Source organism: Carnobacterium sp. TMP28, assembly GCF_047553015.1.
Taxonomy (GTDB): domain Bacteria; phylum Bacillota; class Bacilli; order Lactobacillales; family Carnobacteriaceae; genus Carnobacterium_A.
Genome location: NZ_CP180212.1, coordinates 443,103 through 462,093, shown reverse-complemented (window position 1 = coordinate 462,093; position 18,991 = coordinate 443,103). Strand labels below are relative to the sequence as shown.

The 18,991-nt window shown below is 34.9% G+C and carries 20 protein-coding genes; 8 read left to right on the top strand and 12 right to left on the bottom strand.

The annotated features are described in order from the left end of the window. Nucleotides 1-147: 147 nt before the first annotated feature. The gene (locus tag ACMHYH_RS02270) at nucleotides 148-660 is read right to left on the bottom strand and encodes a peptidylprolyl isomerase (protein WP_414839785.1); all 513 of its coding nucleotides are present in this window, start codon (nucleotides 658-660) and stop codon (nucleotides 148-150) included. Between the two features lie 234 nt (nucleotides 661-894). On the opposite strand from ACMHYH_RS02270, the gene ACMHYH_RS02265 reads away from it, so the two are divergent. From ACMHYH_RS02265 to ACMHYH_RS02255, 3 genes are all read left to right on the top strand, one after another. Continuing rightward, nucleotides 895-1,395 (top strand): divergent PAP2 family protein, encoded by a 501-nt coding sequence (locus ACMHYH_RS02265; RefSeq protein ID WP_414839784.1) that lies wholly within the window; start codon nucleotides 895-897, stop codon nucleotides 1,393-1,395. A 166-nt stretch (nucleotides 1,396-1,561) separates the two neighbouring features. Next, a complete protein-coding gene (locus tag ACMHYH_RS02260) occupies nucleotides 1,562-2,554 on the top strand; it encodes an NAD(P)/FAD-dependent oxidoreductase (RefSeq protein ID WP_414839783.1) in 993 nt (330 codons plus the stop codon). A 71-nt stretch (nucleotides 2,555-2,625) separates the two neighbouring features. Then, nucleotides 2,626-3,132, top strand: coding sequence for a phosphatidylglycerophosphatase A (locus ACMHYH_RS02255; protein WP_414839782.1), 507 nt, complete (start codon nucleotides 2,626-2,628; stop codon nucleotides 3,130-3,132). Between the two features lie 138 nt (nucleotides 3,133-3,270). Here the strand turns inward: ACMHYH_RS02255 and ACMHYH_RS02250 are convergent, their stop codons facing one another. Genes ACMHYH_RS02250 through ACMHYH_RS02235 form a run of 4 tightly spaced genes read right to left on the bottom strand, consistent with a single transcriptional unit; the run spans nucleotide 3,271 to nucleotide 7,001 of the window. Further along, nucleotides 3,271-3,906 carry a TIGR01906 family membrane protein gene (locus ACMHYH_RS02250; protein ID WP_414839781.1) on the bottom strand — a complete coding sequence of 212 codons (636 nt, stop codon included), beginning with the start codon at nucleotides 3,904-3,906 and terminating at the stop codon, nucleotides 3,271-3,273. Further along, nucleotides 3,903-4,670, bottom strand: coding sequence for a TIGR01457 family HAD-type hydrolase (locus ACMHYH_RS02245; protein WP_414839780.1), 768 nt, complete (start codon nucleotides 4,668-4,670; stop codon nucleotides 3,903-3,905). The genes ACMHYH_RS02250 and ACMHYH_RS02245 overlap by 4 nt, the downstream gene beginning before the upstream one ends. Nucleotides 4,671-4,687: 17 nt before the next feature. Further along, nucleotides 4,688-5,572: a YutD family protein gene (locus tag ACMHYH_RS02240; protein WP_414839779.1), complete on the bottom strand. Its 885-nt coding sequence runs from the start codon at nucleotides 5,570-5,572 to the stop codon at nucleotides 4,688-4,690. Nucleotides 5,573-5,618: 46 nt separating this feature from the next. Then, nucleotides 5,619-7,001, bottom strand: coding sequence for a bifunctional metallophosphatase/5'-nucleotidase (locus tag ACMHYH_RS02235; protein ID WP_414839778.1), 1,383 nt, complete (start codon nucleotides 6,999-7,001; stop codon nucleotides 5,619-5,621). Between the two features lie 503 nt (nucleotides 7,002-7,504). Between ACMHYH_RS02235 and ACMHYH_RS02230 the strand changes: the two genes are divergently transcribed. The 4 genes from ACMHYH_RS02230 to ACMHYH_RS02215 are packed head-to-tail and all read left to right on the top strand — an operon-like array spanning nucleotide 7,505 to nucleotide 10,410. Further along, complete coding sequence (locus tag ACMHYH_RS02230) at nucleotides 7,505-8,233, top strand: amino acid ABC transporter ATP-binding protein (protein WP_414839777.1); 729 nt, start codon at nucleotides 7,505-7,507, stop codon at nucleotides 8,231-8,233. A gap of 19 nt (nucleotides 8,234-8,252) precedes the next feature. After that, entirely contained in the window at nucleotides 8,253-9,053 is an 801-nt protein-coding gene (locus ACMHYH_RS02225) for a transporter substrate-binding domain-containing protein (protein WP_414839776.1), read from the top strand. 40 nt (nucleotides 9,054-9,093) lie between these two features. Beyond that, a complete protein-coding gene (locus ACMHYH_RS02220; RefSeq protein ID WP_414839775.1) occupies nucleotides 9,094-9,741 on the top strand; it encodes an amino acid ABC transporter permease in 648 nt (215 codons plus the stop codon). 15 nt (nucleotides 9,742-9,756) lie between these two features. After that, on the top strand, nucleotides 9,757-10,410 hold the full coding sequence (locus ACMHYH_RS02215; protein WP_414839774.1) for an amino acid ABC transporter permease: 654 nt from the start codon (nucleotides 9,757-9,759) through the stop codon (nucleotides 10,408-10,410). Nucleotides 10,411-10,462: 52 nt separating this feature from the next. Here the strand turns inward: ACMHYH_RS02215 and ACMHYH_RS02210 are convergent, their stop codons facing one another. From ACMHYH_RS02210 to dcm, 7 genes are all read right to left on the bottom strand, one after another. Next, nucleotides 10,463-11,404: an alpha/beta hydrolase gene (locus ACMHYH_RS02210; RefSeq protein WP_414839773.1), complete on the bottom strand. Its 942-nt coding sequence runs from the start codon at nucleotides 11,402-11,404 to the stop codon at nucleotides 10,463-10,465. Nucleotides 11,405-11,485: 81 nt separating this feature from the next. Continuing rightward, nucleotides 11,486-12,406, bottom strand: a complete 921-nt coding sequence (locus ACMHYH_RS02205) for an alpha/beta fold hydrolase (RefSeq protein ID WP_414839772.1) — start codon at nucleotides 12,404-12,406, stop codon at nucleotides 11,486-11,488. Nucleotides 12,407-12,543: 137 nt separating this feature from the next. Then, nucleotides 12,544-12,732, bottom strand: coding sequence for a hypothetical protein (locus ACMHYH_RS02200; RefSeq protein ID WP_414839771.1), 189 nt, complete (start codon nucleotides 12,730-12,732; stop codon nucleotides 12,544-12,546). A gap of 182 nt (nucleotides 12,733-12,914) precedes the next feature. After that, nucleotides 12,915-13,724 carry an aldo/keto reductase family protein gene (locus ACMHYH_RS02195; protein WP_414839770.1) on the bottom strand — a complete coding sequence of 270 codons (810 nt, stop codon included), beginning with the start codon at nucleotides 13,722-13,724 and terminating at the stop codon, nucleotides 12,915-12,917. A gap of 142 nt (nucleotides 13,725-13,866) precedes the next feature. Continuing rightward, nucleotides 13,867-15,249 carry a Na+/H+ antiporter NhaC gene (gene nhaC, locus ACMHYH_RS02190; RefSeq protein ID WP_414839769.1) on the bottom strand — a complete coding sequence of 461 codons (1,383 nt, stop codon included), beginning with the start codon at nucleotides 15,247-15,249 and terminating at the stop codon, nucleotides 13,867-13,869. Nucleotides 15,250-15,708: 459 nt separating this feature from the next. Beyond that, nucleotides 15,709-16,119, bottom strand: a complete 411-nt coding sequence (locus tag ACMHYH_RS02185; RefSeq protein WP_414839768.1) for a UTRA domain-containing protein — start codon at nucleotides 16,117-16,119, stop codon at nucleotides 15,709-15,711. A gap of 90 nt (nucleotides 16,120-16,209) precedes the next feature. Further along, a complete protein-coding gene (gene dcm / locus ACMHYH_RS02180; protein ID WP_414839767.1) occupies nucleotides 16,210-17,472 on the bottom strand; it encodes a DNA (cytosine-5-)-methyltransferase in 1,263 nt (420 codons plus the stop codon). Nucleotides 17,473-17,606: 134 nt separating this feature from the next. Here dcm and ACMHYH_RS02175 point away from each other — a divergent pair, with 134 nt between their 5' ends. Continuing rightward, nucleotides 17,607-18,986: a Sau3AI family type II restriction endonuclease gene (locus ACMHYH_RS02175; RefSeq protein WP_414839766.1), complete on the top strand. Its 1,380-nt coding sequence runs from the start codon at nucleotides 17,607-17,609 to the stop codon at nucleotides 18,984-18,986. The last annotated feature ends 5 nt before the right edge of the window (nucleotides 18,987-18,991 follow it).

Here is an 18,991-nt window from a genome sequence, read left to right as displayed (position 1 = left end):
TTCCAATTAACGCCTTGGGGGTTCTTTTTAGTTTTCTCTATTGGTTCTCATTGCTCTTTATTTCTTACAGATCTGCTTGTTATTTTACTGAATCAAAATAAAAAAAACTCATCGCACCTCATGCGACGAGTTTTTTTTGTTTTGAACTTAAGCTAATTCGATTGTCTCGATTACAACATCATTAACGGGTTTGTCTTGAGGGCCACGTTTAACGTTTTGAATAGACTCAACCACGTCCATGCCTTCGATTACTTGGCCAAAAACAGTGTGTTTAGAGTCCAACCAAGGTGTGCCATCTGGAGCTGTCACGATAAAGAATTGGCTTCCGTTTGTGTTAGGTCCAGCATTAGCCATTGAAAGTGTACCGTACAAGTTAAAAACTTCTGTTGAAAATTCATCTTCAAAAGAATCTCCCCATAAGCTTTCTCCACCCATTCCAGTACCTGATGGGTCGCCACCTTGAATCATGAATTCAGGAATGACACGGTGAAAAATAACGCCATCGTAAAAGCCTTTTTTTGCTAAGCCTAAAAAGTTTTCAACTGTTTTAGGAGCTATCTCTGGGAAAAGTTTAATTTTAACGTCACCCATTGTTGTTTTTATTGTTGCTACTTTTTCGTTGTCTGCTACTTCTTTTGATAATTGAGAAAATTGAGTCATGTTGTATCCTCCTTATTTTTACTTACTTCTTAATCATACTTAACAATTTGCATTTTTACCAATGATTTTATTCAAATACAGGAACTAATTTTAATCTTCTTTCTATACTTACCATTTTAAACCTCATTTAGAATCAAAAAAAATGATTTTTTAATTCTTTTAACTTAAGCATACTCTATTTTCATGGTATGATAGAGAAAATAAAAAAGCTTTACTTAAAAAAGGTGGTACATTATGGCAATTTTATCTAATTTTCCTCTTATCGCTGCTGTAACCGCGATTATCTTTGCACAGTTGATTAAAATTCCAGTTGCCTTTCTTTTACAACGGAAAACTACTTGGGGATTAGCCACTTCAACTGGCGGTATGCCTAGTTCTCACTCGGCATCTGTGACGGCTTTAATCACGGCATTAGCTCTTCAAGAAGGAGTTCGTTCGCCTTTTGTAGCGATTGCAAGTACATTTGGTATGATTGTTATGTTTGATTCAATGGGTGTTCGTAGACAAAGTGGCGAACAAGGAATCTTACTGAACCATTTAATCATTGATTTTCAAAATCTCAGCAGCAAAGTTTTAAGAATTTCCCAAGAACCGGATAGCAGACAACCCCTACAAAAAGAAACTCATTTGAAAGAATACTTAGGCCATAAACCAATTGAAGTCTTTTTTGGAATTTTGACAGGTATTGGTGTTGCCTTTGCTGTTAGAACTATTTTACAAAGTATCGGATTCTAAAAAAATGTCGTTTGGTCTGATACCATCTTAAAACATCTTTTAGTGGACTAGTGGTAGTCTTCCTAATAAAGATGTTTTTATTTGTATCTGAGAGTATTGAATCCAAAAAAATTCACGTTATACTAAAATACACCTGATAGACTTATTACTAGATGGAGGAATAACCTTGAAAACAACTGAAGAATTATTTGACATCACCATTATTGGTGGTGGCCCTACAGGCATGTTTGCAGCTTTTTATGGCGGCATGCGAAATGCAAAAGTCAAAATCATCGAAAGTCTGCCCCAACTTGGTGGTCAGTTATCTATGCTTTATCCTGAAAAAGACATCTATGATATTGCTGCTATGCCCGTCATTGGTGCCCAGGAATTAATTGACAACCTAACTGTTCAAATGTCTCGCTTCGATCAAACCATCTGCTTGGAAGAAGAAGTACTGGCTGTCAAAAAAAACCATGATGGGATTTTTGAATTACACACTAATAAAGCTACTCATTATTCAAAAGCCATTATTATCACCGCTGGAAATGGTGCGTTTCAACCGCGACGTTTAGAAATTGAGCAGGCGGAAAAATATGAAGGCAAAACTCTTCACTACTACGTGAATAATATTGAACAGTTTAAAAACCGAACCGTTGCTATTTGTGGGGGCGGAGACTCCGCTGTTGATTGGGCCTTAGCGCTAGAGCCTATCGCTAAAAAAGTTTACCTCATTCATCGTCGCACTAAATTCAGAGCACTGGAACACAGTGTTTCTTTGCTTGAAAAATCCAGTGTTGAAATAAAGACCCCCTTTGTTCCTGAGTCTCTAAGTGGGACTGATAGCTCTTTAAGCCACGTCACTTTGAAAGAAGTCCGTGGAGACCAAGAAAAAATACTAGCAATTGATGATTTTCTCGTTAATTATGGTTTTACCTCTTCTATTGGACCTATGAAGAATTGGGGTTTTGACGTAACACATAACGAAATCGTTGTGAACACAAAAATGGAAACCACTGTTCCTGGTATTTATGCTGCTGGTGATATCTGTACTTACGATGGTAAAATAAAACTCATTGCAACCGGATTCGGTGAAGCTCCTACAGCTATTAATAATGCTATGAGTTACATCAATCCAAACGAACGTGCTCAACCCATGCACAGTACGAGTTTATTTTAAAAGACACTTTGTCCAACTATTTCCTTTCGTTACGGTATAATGGATTTACTGATTATAGGAGGTTTTATCACATGGTAAAAGAAAGTGAAGGATTGCATCAAAAGGCACTTAGCTTGATTAAAGAACGTGGAGTAGAATTAACGGATATAGCAGATTTGGTTTTATTTTTACAAACACCTTATATAAAAGGCTTAACTCAAGAAGAATGTTTACTTAACGTTGAAGCTGTCTTATCTAAACGTGAAGTTCAAAATACCATTTTAACAGGGATTCAATTAGACATTCTAGCGGAGCAAAACCAATTAATGGAGCCTTTGCAAAGTATCATTTCAAATGATGAAGGACTTTATGGAATTGATGAAATTTTAGCTCTGTCAATCGTTAATGTCTACGGGTCAATTGGATTTACAAATTATGGGTATATCGACAAAATAAAGCCCGGTATTTTAGCTAAACTAAATAGTCATGAAGGAGATAACATCCATACTTTCATGGATGATATCGTCGGAGCTATCGCAGCTGCAGCTGCAAGTAGACTAGCTCACGCCAATCCATCAAAAAGTGACCTAGTAAAATAATCTGCGACGAACGCTATTTAACGATAAAAAAGAAAGAACTCTTACCTAAAGAGTCCTAACACACCATTCGCATCAGATTCATTTTGCAAAAAAAACAGTAAGCACCTCCTCTTAAGGTAGAGGGTGCTTACTGTTTTTTTATCTTTTTTTAAAGGCTAATCGTTTAGTAGTAAAATAGCCGATTGCCATCGCTAACTCTATCAAAGAAAAAGCTAAAATAAAACAATGCATAAAGAATGCTTCTGGTAAAGCCAATATGATAGGATCCGTTGAAGGGTTAAATAACCAAGCATCATTGTTAAAAAACAATTCATGAAAGGCAATAAATAAGGCATCAAAATTTAAAGCTACAATAACTAAAACAACAAAGGGCATAATCATTCCCCATTGAAATGGGCGAATAAGTTTCCATGTCTGTTTCGTGCGTTTAATGTATCTCAAATAAAGGAACGTTCCGATTGTTGATAGACTAGCTACACTATAATTTAATAAAAATAATCGCTTTACTTCATAGAAATGAAAAAGACCATCTTCTGAACTAGGAAAGTCTGGCATCACTAATTCTGAGACCCAAGGCTTGTTTAAGTAGTCCAATAAAATAGAGTAGTTATCCATAATCGTTTCTTTGCTGAAGCCAAGTGATTCAGGAATAGCAAAATAAGTAACATCAAATGCATATAGTGGAGTGAAATTGATTGTAAAGGCAATAGCTAACGTTAGAATACATAAAAACAAACTGATTAAACCAAAAAAGTGACTAGCTGTCTTTTTCATCTTATCGTCCACTCATCTAACGAACGGATACTATGCGTAGGTTTTTTCATATCTACTGTTAAATCTTCTGGCTTCGTAAAACCAGTATAAACCAGTAGGGTATCAATATTATTTTGAATACCAGCTAAAATATCTGTTTCGTAATTATCACCGACCATGACAACTTCCTCTTTTTTCAATCCAATTACTTCCACTGCTTCATCCATAATAATCGACTCAGGTTTCCCAATAAATGTAGGCTCTACTCGAGTTGCAGCAACAACCAATGCTACTAATGAGCCGGCACCGGGGACCATGCCTTTTTCACTTGGTCTATTCGTGTCTTTATTTGTCGCGATAAATTGAGCTCCTTTTTGAATAGCTAACGTTGCTATTTCAAAATCAGTGTACGTCACTTGACGGTCTAAAGCTACAACGACGAAATCAGGATTTTCTTTGTCTTCTATAAAATCGGCTTTAGCTAAAGCATCTTTTAAACCTGTTTCTCCAATAGTAAAAACTTTATTGCCTTTATTTAATTTTTTCATATACTTAGCCGTTGCCAAAGAACTTGTATAGACCTGCTCTTCTTTTACAACTATATCAAAATTTGTTTGCAAATTGTCTCTTACTTCTTTTTGTGTTTGCGTCGCATTATTCGTAACAAATAAAAAGGGGATGTGTTTATCTTGTAATCGTTTGATAAATCTTTTTGCTGCAAGAATAGGTTCTGTTCCATTGTACATTGTTCCATCTAAATCAATTAAATAGCCTTTGTAATCCATACTTATTCCGTCAACTCCTATTCTTTTTCTTGTTCTGTTTCACTTGGTTTGCGTCGGATACTGAAATGACGCTTACCACTGGTCTCATTCGTTGGTTTAAACGTTTCACTTTCTTGCGCTTGTTTTTTCTCAATAGGCGTTGTCTTTACTTCTTTTTTAACAAAATCGCGTTTTGGTCTCGGTTTTGTTTTAGGCCTTGAAGAAACTTGTTTTTTTCCTTTTTCAACTTCAGCTGGTAGTGTTTGCTCTTTTATTTCTTGTTTTTGATTCGTTGCATTTTTACTTTTTTGGTTTCTTTTTCTTCTAATCGGTTTTTCTATTTTTTCTACTGCTTCGTTCTTAGGCTTATTCTTTTTCACTTCTAACCGCTGGACAACAAAATAAGGACAGCCAAAATTACAGTATTCATATAAATAGTCTTCTAAATTATTAATCCTTTGGTCTTGCGGAACTTTTCGGTTGCGATTGTCGTAAAAGCCTTTTAAGCGTAATTGCTCAAATCCCCAGTCCGCCACAATATAGTCATATTTATCAAGAATCTCGCTGTATCTTTCCCCTAAGCGCTCGCCATCAAAAGCCTCTTTGTAGTCTTTGACAATTTCATACTTTGTTCCATCAATCGTTATCATCGTTGCATCTATACGATAAACAAGCTGCTCTATTTTTTCACCCGTTAATTCTGATTCTAGTTGCAACGCTGAACCCAATGCCATTGTTTCTTTCCTTTCACTTGTGCGTTTTCTAGAAGGGATACGCTTTTTACTATGTGATTCTCTTGATGGTTGTTTTCTTATTTTTTTGTGTTCTTCTTCTTTAACCGTTTTTTCATTAGACTTGTTTTCTACTGGTTGTTCTTCTATTTTAGTTGTCTGTTCACTTTGATCACTTTCATTTTCTGGCATCTTTTTCACCTACATTTTCTATTGGTATTTGTTTTTCGTTTATTCGTTAGTGTCTAATCGGAAATTCTTTTTGCAAATACTGTCCTAAAACATTCCTGATAAAATAAGGAAACAACACTTCATTCTTTCCTTTCAACTCTATCGTCGGGAAAAATGGAATATAAAGAAAGTGGTCGACCGTAGCAAAAGTATACATTTCTTCTACTTTGATTTGCTCATCTTGCCAAGTCACTTCGCCTGTTTTTTCATCAAGCTGAATGCCACTATAACAAATCTCACCAAAAATTTCGCCTCTAAACCCCATCCCTTTAATTGGGAAATTACGTAAGAAAAGATGATTTTTATTCATCTCGTACATTAAACGAATCAACTCTTTGCCACTCAATGTACAGCGCATGACTCTAATAGGGTGCGGTAAAATTTGGTGCAACTCATCGTTGGTTACAATCCCTTTACTAATCGGTTGCATGAACAAACCCGCATTCACTATCGCTACGTCTGTTTTAGCATAATCTTTAAGCGCCTCTAAACCAATCTCAACTAAATCAGAGTTCTTTTGCCAACTGACAGATAAATCTTTAGGAACAAAGGCAATTTCTTGTTCGTTTAGAAGTTGATGACCTAACTGTTCATACCCTTTTATCAACTCTTCTTCTCGATCAACCGCTGGCATTTGGCTTGTTTTTGTGACTGTTGCTTGCGCGGAAACTAAGCGAGTCCCTTCGACGTCAAGAGTTACATGGCCAACATATCTTCCAAACTTTCCAGCTGCTGCTAACAGTGTATTGCGTACTCGTTCGCCTTCTGGCAATAAATGATGAGTATGTGAGCCTAAGATGACTTTTATCATTGGGTATTTTTCAGCAATTTCTCGATCTTCAAGAATACCTAAGTGGGACAATAGAATAACCGTATCCACAAGAGGGGTCAATAACTCTAGCATATCGGGTATCACATCATCTGCTTCTTTTACTTTCCAACCAATTGGTTCGTAACTAGTTGGAAAAGGGGCTGTTAAGGCAAATAAGCCGATTTTATGTCCTGTTTCTGTTTGTAAAATATCAAAAGGTTGAGTAAATTTTGGATAGGCAGCCGTTTTCTTGTCCAAAACATTTGATAAAATAACGTTAAAGTTCGCTTCATCGTATAACTGATTCAGCTCTGTTTTTGAACTGCCAATGCCTTCATTGTTTCCAATTGTTACTGCATCGTAATGGACTTCATTCAATAATGTCACATTTGCTTGCCCATTTGTCGCCTCGGTTAGAGGGTGGACTCGATCACATGCGTCTCCAAGATCAAACAAAAAACACGGTTCATTTAACTGAATTTTTTCTTTTTTTTTAGCTCGAAGATAAGCAGAAATTCTTGGCCAATTTTCAAAATGAGAATGGAGATCATTGGTATGATAAATATGAATACGTTCCATAGCTTATTTACCTTCTCTTTCTAAAATATAGATACTTTCAGTATACCAATATTCATAAGATTTCGCTTGAATTTTAGAAAAAAAGCCAATTCTTCTTTTTTTCCTTATTTTTATCTCACAAACCTAAGAGATAAAAGGTTTTTTCGATTAATCTTATCCGCTATAAAAAACTTTCAGTTAATTTTTATTTACAATTCAACTAGTTTAATGCTAATCTTAGGGTTCATAGCTTAACTAAACCAACAGAAAGCGAACAATGCAGCGTATGATGACTACATCATGTCGTTTTGTACTAGATTATTTTTGTACGTCCTTAACTGTATATCTGAAAAGATAAAAGCTATCCAGCTCTGCTGATGGCTATTTTATTTAGTGATTTTTTAGTCTAACTTTTTTTAAAACAGCTGTTTCATCTTAGGATAGGGAGCATAAGAGGAGGGTGAATCCCCACTTAGTCTTCCTCCTTTATTTATCTTCACAAATTGATTAAGGAGTGTGTCTACATGATTGAATTTAAACATGTTGAAAAATATTATGGTGACTTTCATGCATTAAAAAACATTAATTTACATTTCAAAAAAGGGGAAGTCGTTGTAGTCATTGGTCCATCTGGTTCTGGTAAAAGTACCATGTTGCGTTGTATTAATGGTCTAGAAGACATTACAAAAGGCGATTTGACAATCAATGAATACAATATTCATGATAAAAAAACAAACATCACTAAAATCCGAAAAAATGTCGGAATGGTTTTCCAACACTTCAACTTATACCCTCATAAAACAGTGTTAGAAAATATCATGCTTGCACCCATGAAAGTATTGAAACAAACAAAAGAAGAAGCACAAAAGAATGCTGAAAAGCTATTAGATAAGGTCAATATGCTAGATAAAAAAGATTCTTATCCTTCTCAACTTTCAGGTGGGCAACAACAACGGATTGCCATTGCTAGAGGGCTTGCAATGGATCCTAACGTTTTACTATTTGACGAACCAACAAGTGCACTTGATCCTGAAACGATTGAAGATGTGTTAGACGTTATGAAAAAATTAGCTAAAGAAGGCATGACGATGATTGTCGTTACCCACGAAATGGGCTTTGCTCGTGAAGTAGCTGACCGTGTTATTTTTATGGCCGACGGGCAAGTCTTAGAAGACCGTGAAGCCGCTGCTTTTTACGCAGATCCACAAGAACCAAGAGCCAAACAATTTTTAAGCAAAATTATTAATCATTAATCAAAAGGAGGGTGTTTAAATGAAACAAACGTTTAAACCAGCTACTTTACTCCTTTTACTCTTTCCAATACTTCTATTAGCAGCTTGTGGCACAAAAAGCTTGTCTACAGAAGATATTAACGACCGACTAGAAGAAAACCCAGAAATTACTTGGGGAGTGAAAGTAGATACAAGTTTATTTGGATTATATAACATTGAAACAACAGAAATTGAAGGATTTGATATTGATATCGCAAAAGCTTTAACAAAAGAACTTACCGGTGATGCTCAGAATGCTCATTTTGTTGAAGTTACATCGAAAACAAGAATCCCCTTATTAAAGAATGGCAATATTGATGTTATTATCGCTACGATGACCATTAACGAAGAACGTAAAAAACAAGTTGATTTTTCAGATGTTTACTTTGCTGCCGGACAAGCCTTACTCGTTCCAATGAATAGCTCAATCCAAGGTATTGAAGACTTAACTAGTGAAACAACTGTTTTAGCTGTTAAAGGCTCTACCTCTGCTGTAAATATCAGAAAGTATGCACCTGATGCAACGATTCTTGAATTAGAAAATTATTCTGAAGCTTTTACTGCGATGCAATCTGGCCAAGGTGATGCCATGACTACGGATAATGCTATTCTATTAGGTATCATTGCTAAAAATCCAGACTATCGTTTAGCTGGTGATAACTTTACGGATGAACCTTATGGAATTGCTATCAATAAAGGACAAGAGCCCTTTGTTAAAACGATTAATGCAGCTTTACAAACCATTAAAGAGAATGGAATTTACGATGAAATCTACGCAAAATGGATTCCTAAATTAAATTAATTAGTGTACTTATTTCAATAGATAAAGTGAGGTGTCACCTATGATTCAAATTTTCAATGACAATTCAGGTATTTTGCTTGAAGGGTTTACATTCACCTTATATTCAAGTGTCATTGCCTTATTTTTTAGTTTACTAATCGGTACCTTATTCGCTATCTTTCAAATCTCAACAAATAAAGTCATTAGATTATTAGCTAGTGCTTACGTTGAGTTTTTCAGAAACATCCCTTTACTGATTATCGTGATGTTTTTCTATGTTGTTGTTCCATTGTATTGGTTCCAAATTGATGGATTTACAGCTGGAACAATTGGATTGACAATTTACACGTCTGCTTTTATTGCTGAAACCATCCGAGCAGGTATTTTGAGTGTTCCAAAAGGACAAATGGAAGCTGGTCTTTCAACTGGGTTTACCTATAGCCAAACAATGCGCTACATTGTTTTGCCTCAAGCGGTTAAAATTGTTATTCCGCCTCTTGGCAATCAATTTATCAATCTTGTTAAAAATTCATCTGTATTGGCTATGGTAGCTGGTCTTGATTTAATGTATCAAGGAGACTTGATTGCAAGCACAACGTTTAATACATTTGATACCTATATTTTAATCGGTCTTTTGTATTTAATTATTACTTTGCCATTAACTTACTTAATGGCACACATTGAACGTCGCTTAGCGAGTAACGAGTAGAAGGAGGAAATTCATTTGAACTTTGTAGAGGCTTTATCATGGGTCAACATCCGCTTCTTGTTGGATGGACTCCTAGTTACCGTGGAAGTTGCGGTTCTTTCCATTATTTTCAGTTTTATTATTGGCAGTTTGTTAGGCTTAGTTCGTTACTTGAAGATCCCCGTCGCTTCAAAGCTAGTCGGGTTACTCATTGACTTAATTCGAAACTTACCGCTTTTATTGATTATCTTTTTCACCTACTTTGCTTTGCCACAAATTGGCATTCGCTTAGATATTTTTTGGTCGGCGATTGCTGCCATGACTATTTTTGAGTCAGCTATGCTTTCTGAAATTATCCGTGCTGGACTAAACTCCGTACCTAAAGGGCAAACAGAAGCCGGTCTTTCAACTGGATTAACGTATAGTCAAACGTTGTTGTATCTTATTATTCCACAGGCCTTTAAAGCGATGGTTCCACCTATTTTAAGTCAATTCATTTCACTAATTAAAGATACGTCCTTAGCTATCATCATCTCGCTTCCTGAGATTACACATAATGCTAAAATTATTTACGGTCAAAACACAAACTATGTTATTCCAATGTTTGCTGCAATGGCTTTGTTGTATTTCAGTATTTGTTTTGCTTTATCTCGTGTAGTCAAACGATTGAAATTAGGCGTACAAATATAAAAAAAGATTTCAACCAACATGTTTGGTTGAAATTTTTTTTATTTGTTCTCGATTAACTAATATAGGTAGAAACAAATTCCTGTACCACTTGCTTATAGTCTGCTTTATTTTCTTGATAAGACTTTGCATGTGCTGCACGTGGTGAAAGGTACATTTTTTTAGACGACGCATTGGCTTCATATACCTCATCAAGCATTTTTGTTGGAACAAATGTATCCTTTTCCCCATGGATAAATAGCATGGGGACCTTGTTTTTCTTCACTTGGTTCACACTACTCGCCTCACTAAACCAATAATTCGATCGGATTTTGGTGATGAAACTAGTGATTGGCACTAAAGGAAAAGCAGGTAAGTGGTACATTTCTTTCAACTGATGAGCTAATTCACCTGTTACAGAACTATACCCACAGTCTTCCACAATAACTTTAACATTAGTAGGTAAGTGTTCACCACTAACATTCATCACTGTTGCACCACCCATGCTAATACCGAATAAAGCTATTTCAGCGTCTTTACCACTCTTTTCAATCATCAATTCAATCCATTGCAAATAATCTTTTCGCTCATGCCAACCAAATCCAATATAATTCCCTTCACTTTCGCCATGTCCTCTAGCATCTGGCACAAGAACATTGAAGCCCATTTCAGCATACAATTTAGCATACGGAGCCATCTCTTTCAAATTGCCCGTATAGCCATGAGCTAATAGCGCTACCTTTTTAGAATCTGGATTTTCTGCTAAATAAATTGCTGATAAGATCAAGTTATCCGTTGATCGAATCGTAAGAATCTCACGATTGGCGTTCTCGTACCACATTCGCTCCATTCTCCACGGATCATCCAGCGGATAAACACCCGCAACAATCGCTTGTCCGATAAACGCTTTATCATTTAAGGCTACGGCTTTGCGATAAAAGAACTCTCCCGCAACACCTAATCCGATTAGCAACAAAATGACTAGAATACCTAAAATCACTCCTATTGTTTTCCCCACATTTTTCCACTCCTACATCCGTTTACTAGTCTTTTAGTTTTTACAATCCACTCATTCTTTTTTAGTTTAGCTTACTTAGAATTATCTCGTCCATTCTAAGAAGTCTACAATTAGTCGGTCTACTTTAGGATTCTCATGCAACTGAATATGAGATGAATTTTTACCGGTTACAACTTCTTGACGGTAATCCAATTGGTTGGACTGCATTAGATAGCCAATCGCTAAGCCACTACGAACAGAAACTGTCCCATCACTTTCAGAACCATCTTCTATGTCTCCCATGATCGTTAACATTTGCGTGGTAGGTGGATAGTTGTCAATCATAGTTGAAAATTCGCTGTAACGTCCACTACTGACTAATGGACCATTTTGATACAATTCTTCAAGTGTTTGATTTTCATTTCCAACGACAAAATCATTAAAAGGCGCCCCAATAGCAACTAAGCGTTTAATCCTTGGTTGTGTTTGCTCGTTTCCATAAGCAACGGCATACCTAAAACTGCTAACCCCTCCCATTGAATGCCCAACGAGGTTTACTTCAGCTATCTGATAGGTTGTTTTCAAATGAACCAATACGGCTTTAATCCAATCCGCTTGATTCCATTCATTGTCTTTGTTCTCTACGAATAAAACCTGAATAAATGGATTAGAAGAATCGTCTTGCCAATTGCCTGTTTCAAAAATAGTCCCATCTGATTCAACAGTCAGAGTTAACTCCTGTTTACCGTAATGTTCCTTTTCAAAACGGATCAACATCTCATTGAACGTAAAGTCTGTTCCGCCGTATCCATGAATAAAAAGGGTCGGTACGATAGCTTGATCTCTAGGATCTGACTCAGATTTTTCACTGCTCAATTCTTGCTCTTGAATTACCTTGCTTGATGTTGGTTCACTTGCTGGCTGACTATCATCAACGGATTCCATCCGTTTTTTATTTCCACACCCTACTAGTAATACGATGAATAAGGTTGCTATAAATGAAACTAAAACCAATCGCTTCACTTTTATTTCCTCCCAACATGACTCACACTTATCTGTACTTTCTTTTCTTACACTCATTATAACCCACCAATGGATTCTTCACCCTTTTAAATAGACAAGTCTGACAAAAATACGACCTCACTCAGGCGTTTTCAACGCTAGATGACCAGTTCACGCCCTCTAGTCCGCCACTCAGCCGTTTTTGGCTTGGTTTGGACAAGTGAAGTAGTTGGATGTCTGAACTGGTCCGTTCCATCGCTTACATCTAGAGTAGAGTAGTAAACAGACTTCATCGCTTCAAAATAGACAAGTGAATCAAAACTATTACCCCACTCAGGCGTTTTCAACGCATAAATGACCAGTTCACTCCCTCTAGTCCATCAATCGGTCGTTTTTGTTTTGGTTTGGACAAGTGAAGTAGTTGGATGTTTGAACTGATCCGTTCCATCGCTTAAATCTAGAGTAGAGCAGTAAAAAAGCTTTTTAAGTATCAAAACTTAAAAAGCCTTTGTTTTAAACAAATGGGTAATTAAAGGGTTTCAATCACTTGGATATCTTCTGTGGATAAATTAAAGTCAAACAACTCTAAATTTGATAATTGACGTTGTTTGTTATGGGATTTGGGGATAACCACGACTTTTCTCTGAATTTGATAACGAAGCAATACTTGTCCCCAGTTTTTCCCATACTTATCCCCAATAGCGGTTAGCTTAGCTCGTTGTTCCTCAGTTAATCTACTTAATGGTCCCCAAGCCTCTGGTACAATTGCTTGATCTTTTAAATAATCAATTAATTCATTGTTCCAATTAGATGGATTAGATTCAATCTGATTAACCGCTGGTTGAATTCTAGTATAAGCTTTCATCTCTTCTAATAATTTAATAGAAAAGTTAGATACACCAATCGACTTAATTTTTCCTGCATCAACGAATGACTCCAGTACTTGCCATGCTCTCTTTAGCGTTTTTTTGTCTTCAATTGGCTGATGGATTAAGTATAAATCAATGTAGTCTGTTTGTAAGTTTTCTAGGCTCTTCAATAAAGCTTGTTCAACCACTTCTTTAGACCCAACATACTCATCAAGCTCAGGAATTTTTGTTGTTAAGTAAAACTCTTTACGAGCAATGCCACTGTCTTTAATCGTTTGGCCTACACCTGCTTCATTTCGATAATAAATAGCCGTATCAATTAAACGATAACCAGCCTGGATTGCTGATTCTAATGCACTAAAATCATCATTCAACTCGCCTTTGTACTTATTTTCTACTTTTCCGTACGTATTCGTTCCCGTTCCGACTAGTGGTATGTTTGTTCCATTTGTTAACGTAACTGTTTCCATTATTTCCATCTCCTTTAGTATATGATTATGCAAATCGATTACCTTTATAGTAGAGATTTCTACCTATACAAGTCAAGTTAGAGGATTACTTTTAAAAAATAAAAAAAGCCAAAAGCACGATTAAACGCACTTTTGACTTTTTTTAGTCAGTCAATGTTGCTGGCTTAAGTTTTTTGATCCCAATATTTGTATAACCGCTTATTACGGTTAAAATTGGCGAAAATAAACAAAAGAAGGTGTATGGTAAATACGTTAACGTTGGAACACCTAAAGCAGTTGAGATGAAGACACCACTAACGCCCCATGGAATTAACGAATTCATCACTGCACCCGCATCTTCCAAGACACGTGAAAGAGCTAATGGGGATAATCCCATCTTTTTGTATGTTTTCTTAAAGGCATTTCCCGGCAAAACAATTGCTAAATACTGTTCACCAACTAAAGCATTTACCCCGATAGCAGATAAGGCTGTAACTAGAATTAGATTTCCTATGGATAAATGCGCATTAGAAATTGGCGCCATGACCGTATCGATAATCTTAAATTCCATCAACAAACCGCCTAAAGCAAGAGCTAAAATAATCAATGAAATAGACCACATCATACTTTGAACTCCACCCCTTGACAGCAGCGCATCAATTATTTCGTTGCCTGTTGTTGAAACATATCCTTCTTGAATGTAACTAGACATCTGCGAAAGGCTAACTTTTGGCGAATGAATGTTTAACAATCCAATCGATACAGCAATGTTAATCAAGAGTGTCGGGATGGCTGGAATTCTTTTCCATGAACTAATGAAAATAAGAACAATTGGGATAGCTGCTAACCAGCTTACTGTAAAATTTGTTTCTATCACCTTTGTTAACCCAGCAACTTGATTCGTTGTTGCCAGTTGCTTGTTCATGCCAAGAAACAAAAACAATAAAGCGGATAGAATCAAGCTCGGAATCGTTGTCCACATTAAGTTCTTTATGTGTTTAAATAAATCTACCTCAGCTACTGCTGCGGATAAATTTGTACTGTCAGATAAAGGAGACATCTTATCTCCAAAAACACTCCCTGACACAATCGCTCCCGCTACTAAACCAGGAGCAAAGCCCATAGCTGTTCCCATCCCTAAGAAAGCTAATCCGATGGTAGAAACTGTCGTAAAGGCTGAGCCAATCGACGTACCCACTACGGCACAAATTAAAAAGACAGATGGAATAAAGAAACTAGGATTTAGTAACTTAAATCCAACGACCATCATCGAAGGAATAATCCCTGAAGCAATCCAAATGGCAATCAAGGCACCAATTAGAATGAAAATAATCATTGGAATAATACCAGTCTTCACACCTTTTTGAATGCCTTCATGAATCTCTTCCCAGCTATGTTTACGAAACCTTCCCCAGATAATTAGCACAGTAATGGCTAATAATAAAGGTGTTTGTGGATCCAAATTAAATTTAATAATACTGACACCGATCATAATTAATAATAAAAATAGTAAAGCAAAACTTTCTCGTATTGACAATTTCTTCATTTTCTACACTCCTAATTTTTATAGTGATGAGGTAAAATGAGTCATACGATAATAGGTAATGCCTCCAGTTGTTTTACATAAAAACATTGCCCATACTTCCTTTCTTTCCTCTATGTAGTCATTTCTTTTACTGTATTCGTAGAAAAAACTATTCCACTTAGTATGGACTACCCACACAAGATTGTCAAAGCTATCTTTTCACAAAAAAAGACTAGCACAAAATTTATTTTTTTACATTAGGTAAGGTTATCAACAGTTTTTACGAAAATCTGTTGATAACCAAAAGGACTTAAGATTAGTTAAATCAAAAGTTACCCACAAAGTTAGTCACAATCTTTAATCAGATAAAATATTTTAAACTAGCAAAAATCTCACAAAAAATAAGACTATTTTTTTGACTGACGTAGAATCATTAGTTAGATTCTCTTTAAACAAAGAAAGTAGCTTTCTGATTCGTTGTCACCAATTCTTAGCTAATGCAAAAAACTTAGCCTGTTTGTAATGATGAATAACTGTTGAATGATTAAAAACTTTACCATTAGAAAGAAAGACGGTTTCTTCTGTAACCATTGATGGATCTGCTTCTTCTAATTCAAGATACTCACTATTTATTTTAGAAAGTTTCTCAACAAAAATATACTTATCAGCAAAACCAATCGTTAGTTTCAAATCATTTTCAATATAATTATAAATAGAATCTTCTGCGATTTCTTTTCCAATATATGGAATAATATCTTTATTGAAATAACTGTACTCAACTGAAAAGGGTTGGTCCTCAACGTAACGAATACGATTAATAAAATAGATTGGCGTTCCTAGTTCACATTGAAGCCCCTTACTAATTTCTTCATCTGCTATACCTTGTTCCAATGCGATTTTTTATAGAGGCAAAAAAAATAAGCCCAAAACTCTTCAAATAAAAAAAAGGTTGAGGACTTATGGTGTTATCTATTAATTACCTTATATATTTAACTCAGTTTGAATAGGTTTTCTAGTTAACTCATTTTCAGGCGTTATTTCTTTAATTCTATAACCTATTCTTTCAATTATACCAGTAACAAGTGCATTACCCATACAAAAATATCTCATTCTATCTGGCATTCCATTAGTCCAGTCATCTTGAAAACCGTTTAATCTTTCGCATTCAATAGGGGTTAATACTCTAAATCTTCCATTGACATTAATAAAGTGAGTACTTCTATTTATTGAACTCTCACTAGTTAACATCGTACGACCTGGTTTAGTTAAATCATCTGTTTCTGACATACTTCCTTCTGAAAAAGTATAGCTATGACCATCTTTTGAAGTACGCTCTATCTTTTTTGGGCCTCTCAGATATTTAAATTTCTCAACTTTTTCTTCTTTTACATAATACTTTTCATCTACATCTTCTTCTGGTTCTAAAATTTCGCCTAACGTTATCGGTTTTTCGTACACCGGTTTAGTTTCAATAGATAAATACTTACCATTTCTCATAATTCCAGAGTTATATAGTGTAGCAGAATAATCATCTGAAACTTCTACAATATCATTCGAAATAGTCCCTTCAATTATTCTGTTTTTAACACTATCTTTTTCAACAGGAAACTGCTCAGCAAAAAATCCTTTTGATAATAATAAATCAGTATCAGCAATAGTCATTTGTTTTTTATAAAAATTTTCATCATTTCGATAAGCAAAGATGAAAATCCGCCTTCTTCTTTGTGCTAATCCATATTCAGCAGCATTGATAACTCTCCACTCAACTGAATAACCAAGTTTATTGAAAGCAGATAACATAATTAAAAAATCTCTACCTCTTTGTTTTACTGGAGATTTTAACAAACGATCAACATTTTCCAAAAGTACGTAATTTGGAAGTGAAAGTCTAATCACTCTTATGATATCCCAAAATAGAACACCTTTTTTTCCAGCAATACCTAAACCTCCTGATAAACTTCTAGCTACTGAGTAATCTTGACAAGGGAATCCTCCGACTAATAAATTTATATTGTTATTTTCAAAAAACTCATCAGGAATAGTTGAGATATCTTCGTTAATATTTTGACTATCAGGAAAATGGGAATTATAACTATCAAACGCATCTTGCGCTTTACGTCCTGGTTCCCATTGGTTAGCCCATTTAGTTACAAAAAAATTAGAATCGGCTCGTTCTAATCCAACTCTAAACCCACCAACGCCAGCAAAGAGTTCAAGTACATTAAGTGAATTTTTATTTTCCATAAAATAACGAACATCCTTTCGAATTTACTATCAATTTTTATTATACACTAAAAATATACAAAGATCAAGATCAATTTTATTATTTATGTTAAAATAACAGTAAATCTTATACTAGGAATAGGAGGAAAAAATAAATGTATTTCACAGAAAAAGAGTTAATAGATAAGGCTAATGAAGCTAAAGGAAAATCTTTCTCTGAAATTGATATTTATAATAGACTAGATAAAACGACAAAGGGCCAATTTGGTCACGTTATTGAAGAAAGTTTATTTGGTTATGATATAAATTCAAAAGCTGGACCAGACTTTGAAGAATTAGATATTGAATTAAAAGTGACACCTATTAAAATAAACAAAAATAAAACTTTTTCATCAAAAGAACGTCTTGTCTTAAATATCATTGACTATATGACTGAACCTTATGCTAGTTTTAATCATTCTAGTTTTTGGCATAAAAATAAAAAATTATTATTAATGTTTTATTTATGGCTTCCTGAAATAAATAGCAAAGATTACAAAATCATTGATAGTTTTATTTATACATATCCTGAAGAAGACTTGGAAATTATAAAGCACGATTGGCAAATTATAGTAAATAAAATTATAGCTGGAAAAGCACACGAACTTTCTGAAGGAGATACGTTTTATTTAGGAGCCTGTACAAAAGGCGCTAATAGTAAGAGTATGCGATCACAACCCTTTTCTGAAGTGCTCGCCAAACAACGTGCTTATTCTTTGAAACAATCTTATATGACTACCTTAGTAAGAAAACAGTTAGCTGGAAATAAACTTATTAAAATAGCTTCTTTTGATAAGTTAAAAGATAATACACTTGAAGAACTAATTGAATTAAAGTTTTCTCCCTATTACAGTAAAAGCTTATCTCAACTTTCGAAAGAACTTAATATCAAAATAAATAAATCCAGTAAATCCTATATTCCTCAATTTATTAGTACCATACTAGGGATTAGAGGGACAAAACTAAATGATATAGAAGAATTTGCTAAAGCAGATATAAAATTCAAAACTATTCGCATAGAGCCAAATGGAAAACCTCAAGAAAGTATGTCATTTGAAAAAATTGATTTTAACGAGTGGCAAAAAGAAATTAAATGGGAAGATAGTTTTTTATACAACCGATTCGATAAATCAAAAATTTTATTTATTGTTTTAGAATATAAAGAAAGCAAAAAAAGCAATCCAAATAGACTACTCTACTTTAAAAAAGTTAAATTATGGAATATGCCTTCAACGATATTGGATAATGAGGTGAAAAATCTTTGGCTAGAAACAAAAAAGATATTAGAAGAAGGAATCAAGATAGAACACTGCATAAGGGGTTCTAAAGTCGTAGAAAGGAATAATCTTCCAAAATCTACTTTTAACGGTGTAGCACATATTAGACCGAAAGCTAGAGATGGGCAAGATAAGTATCTTTTAAATGATGGCCAAAAAATTACTAAGCAGTGCTTTTGGTTAAATAGTAGTTATGTAGCAGAAATTTTAAATGATTAAATAGT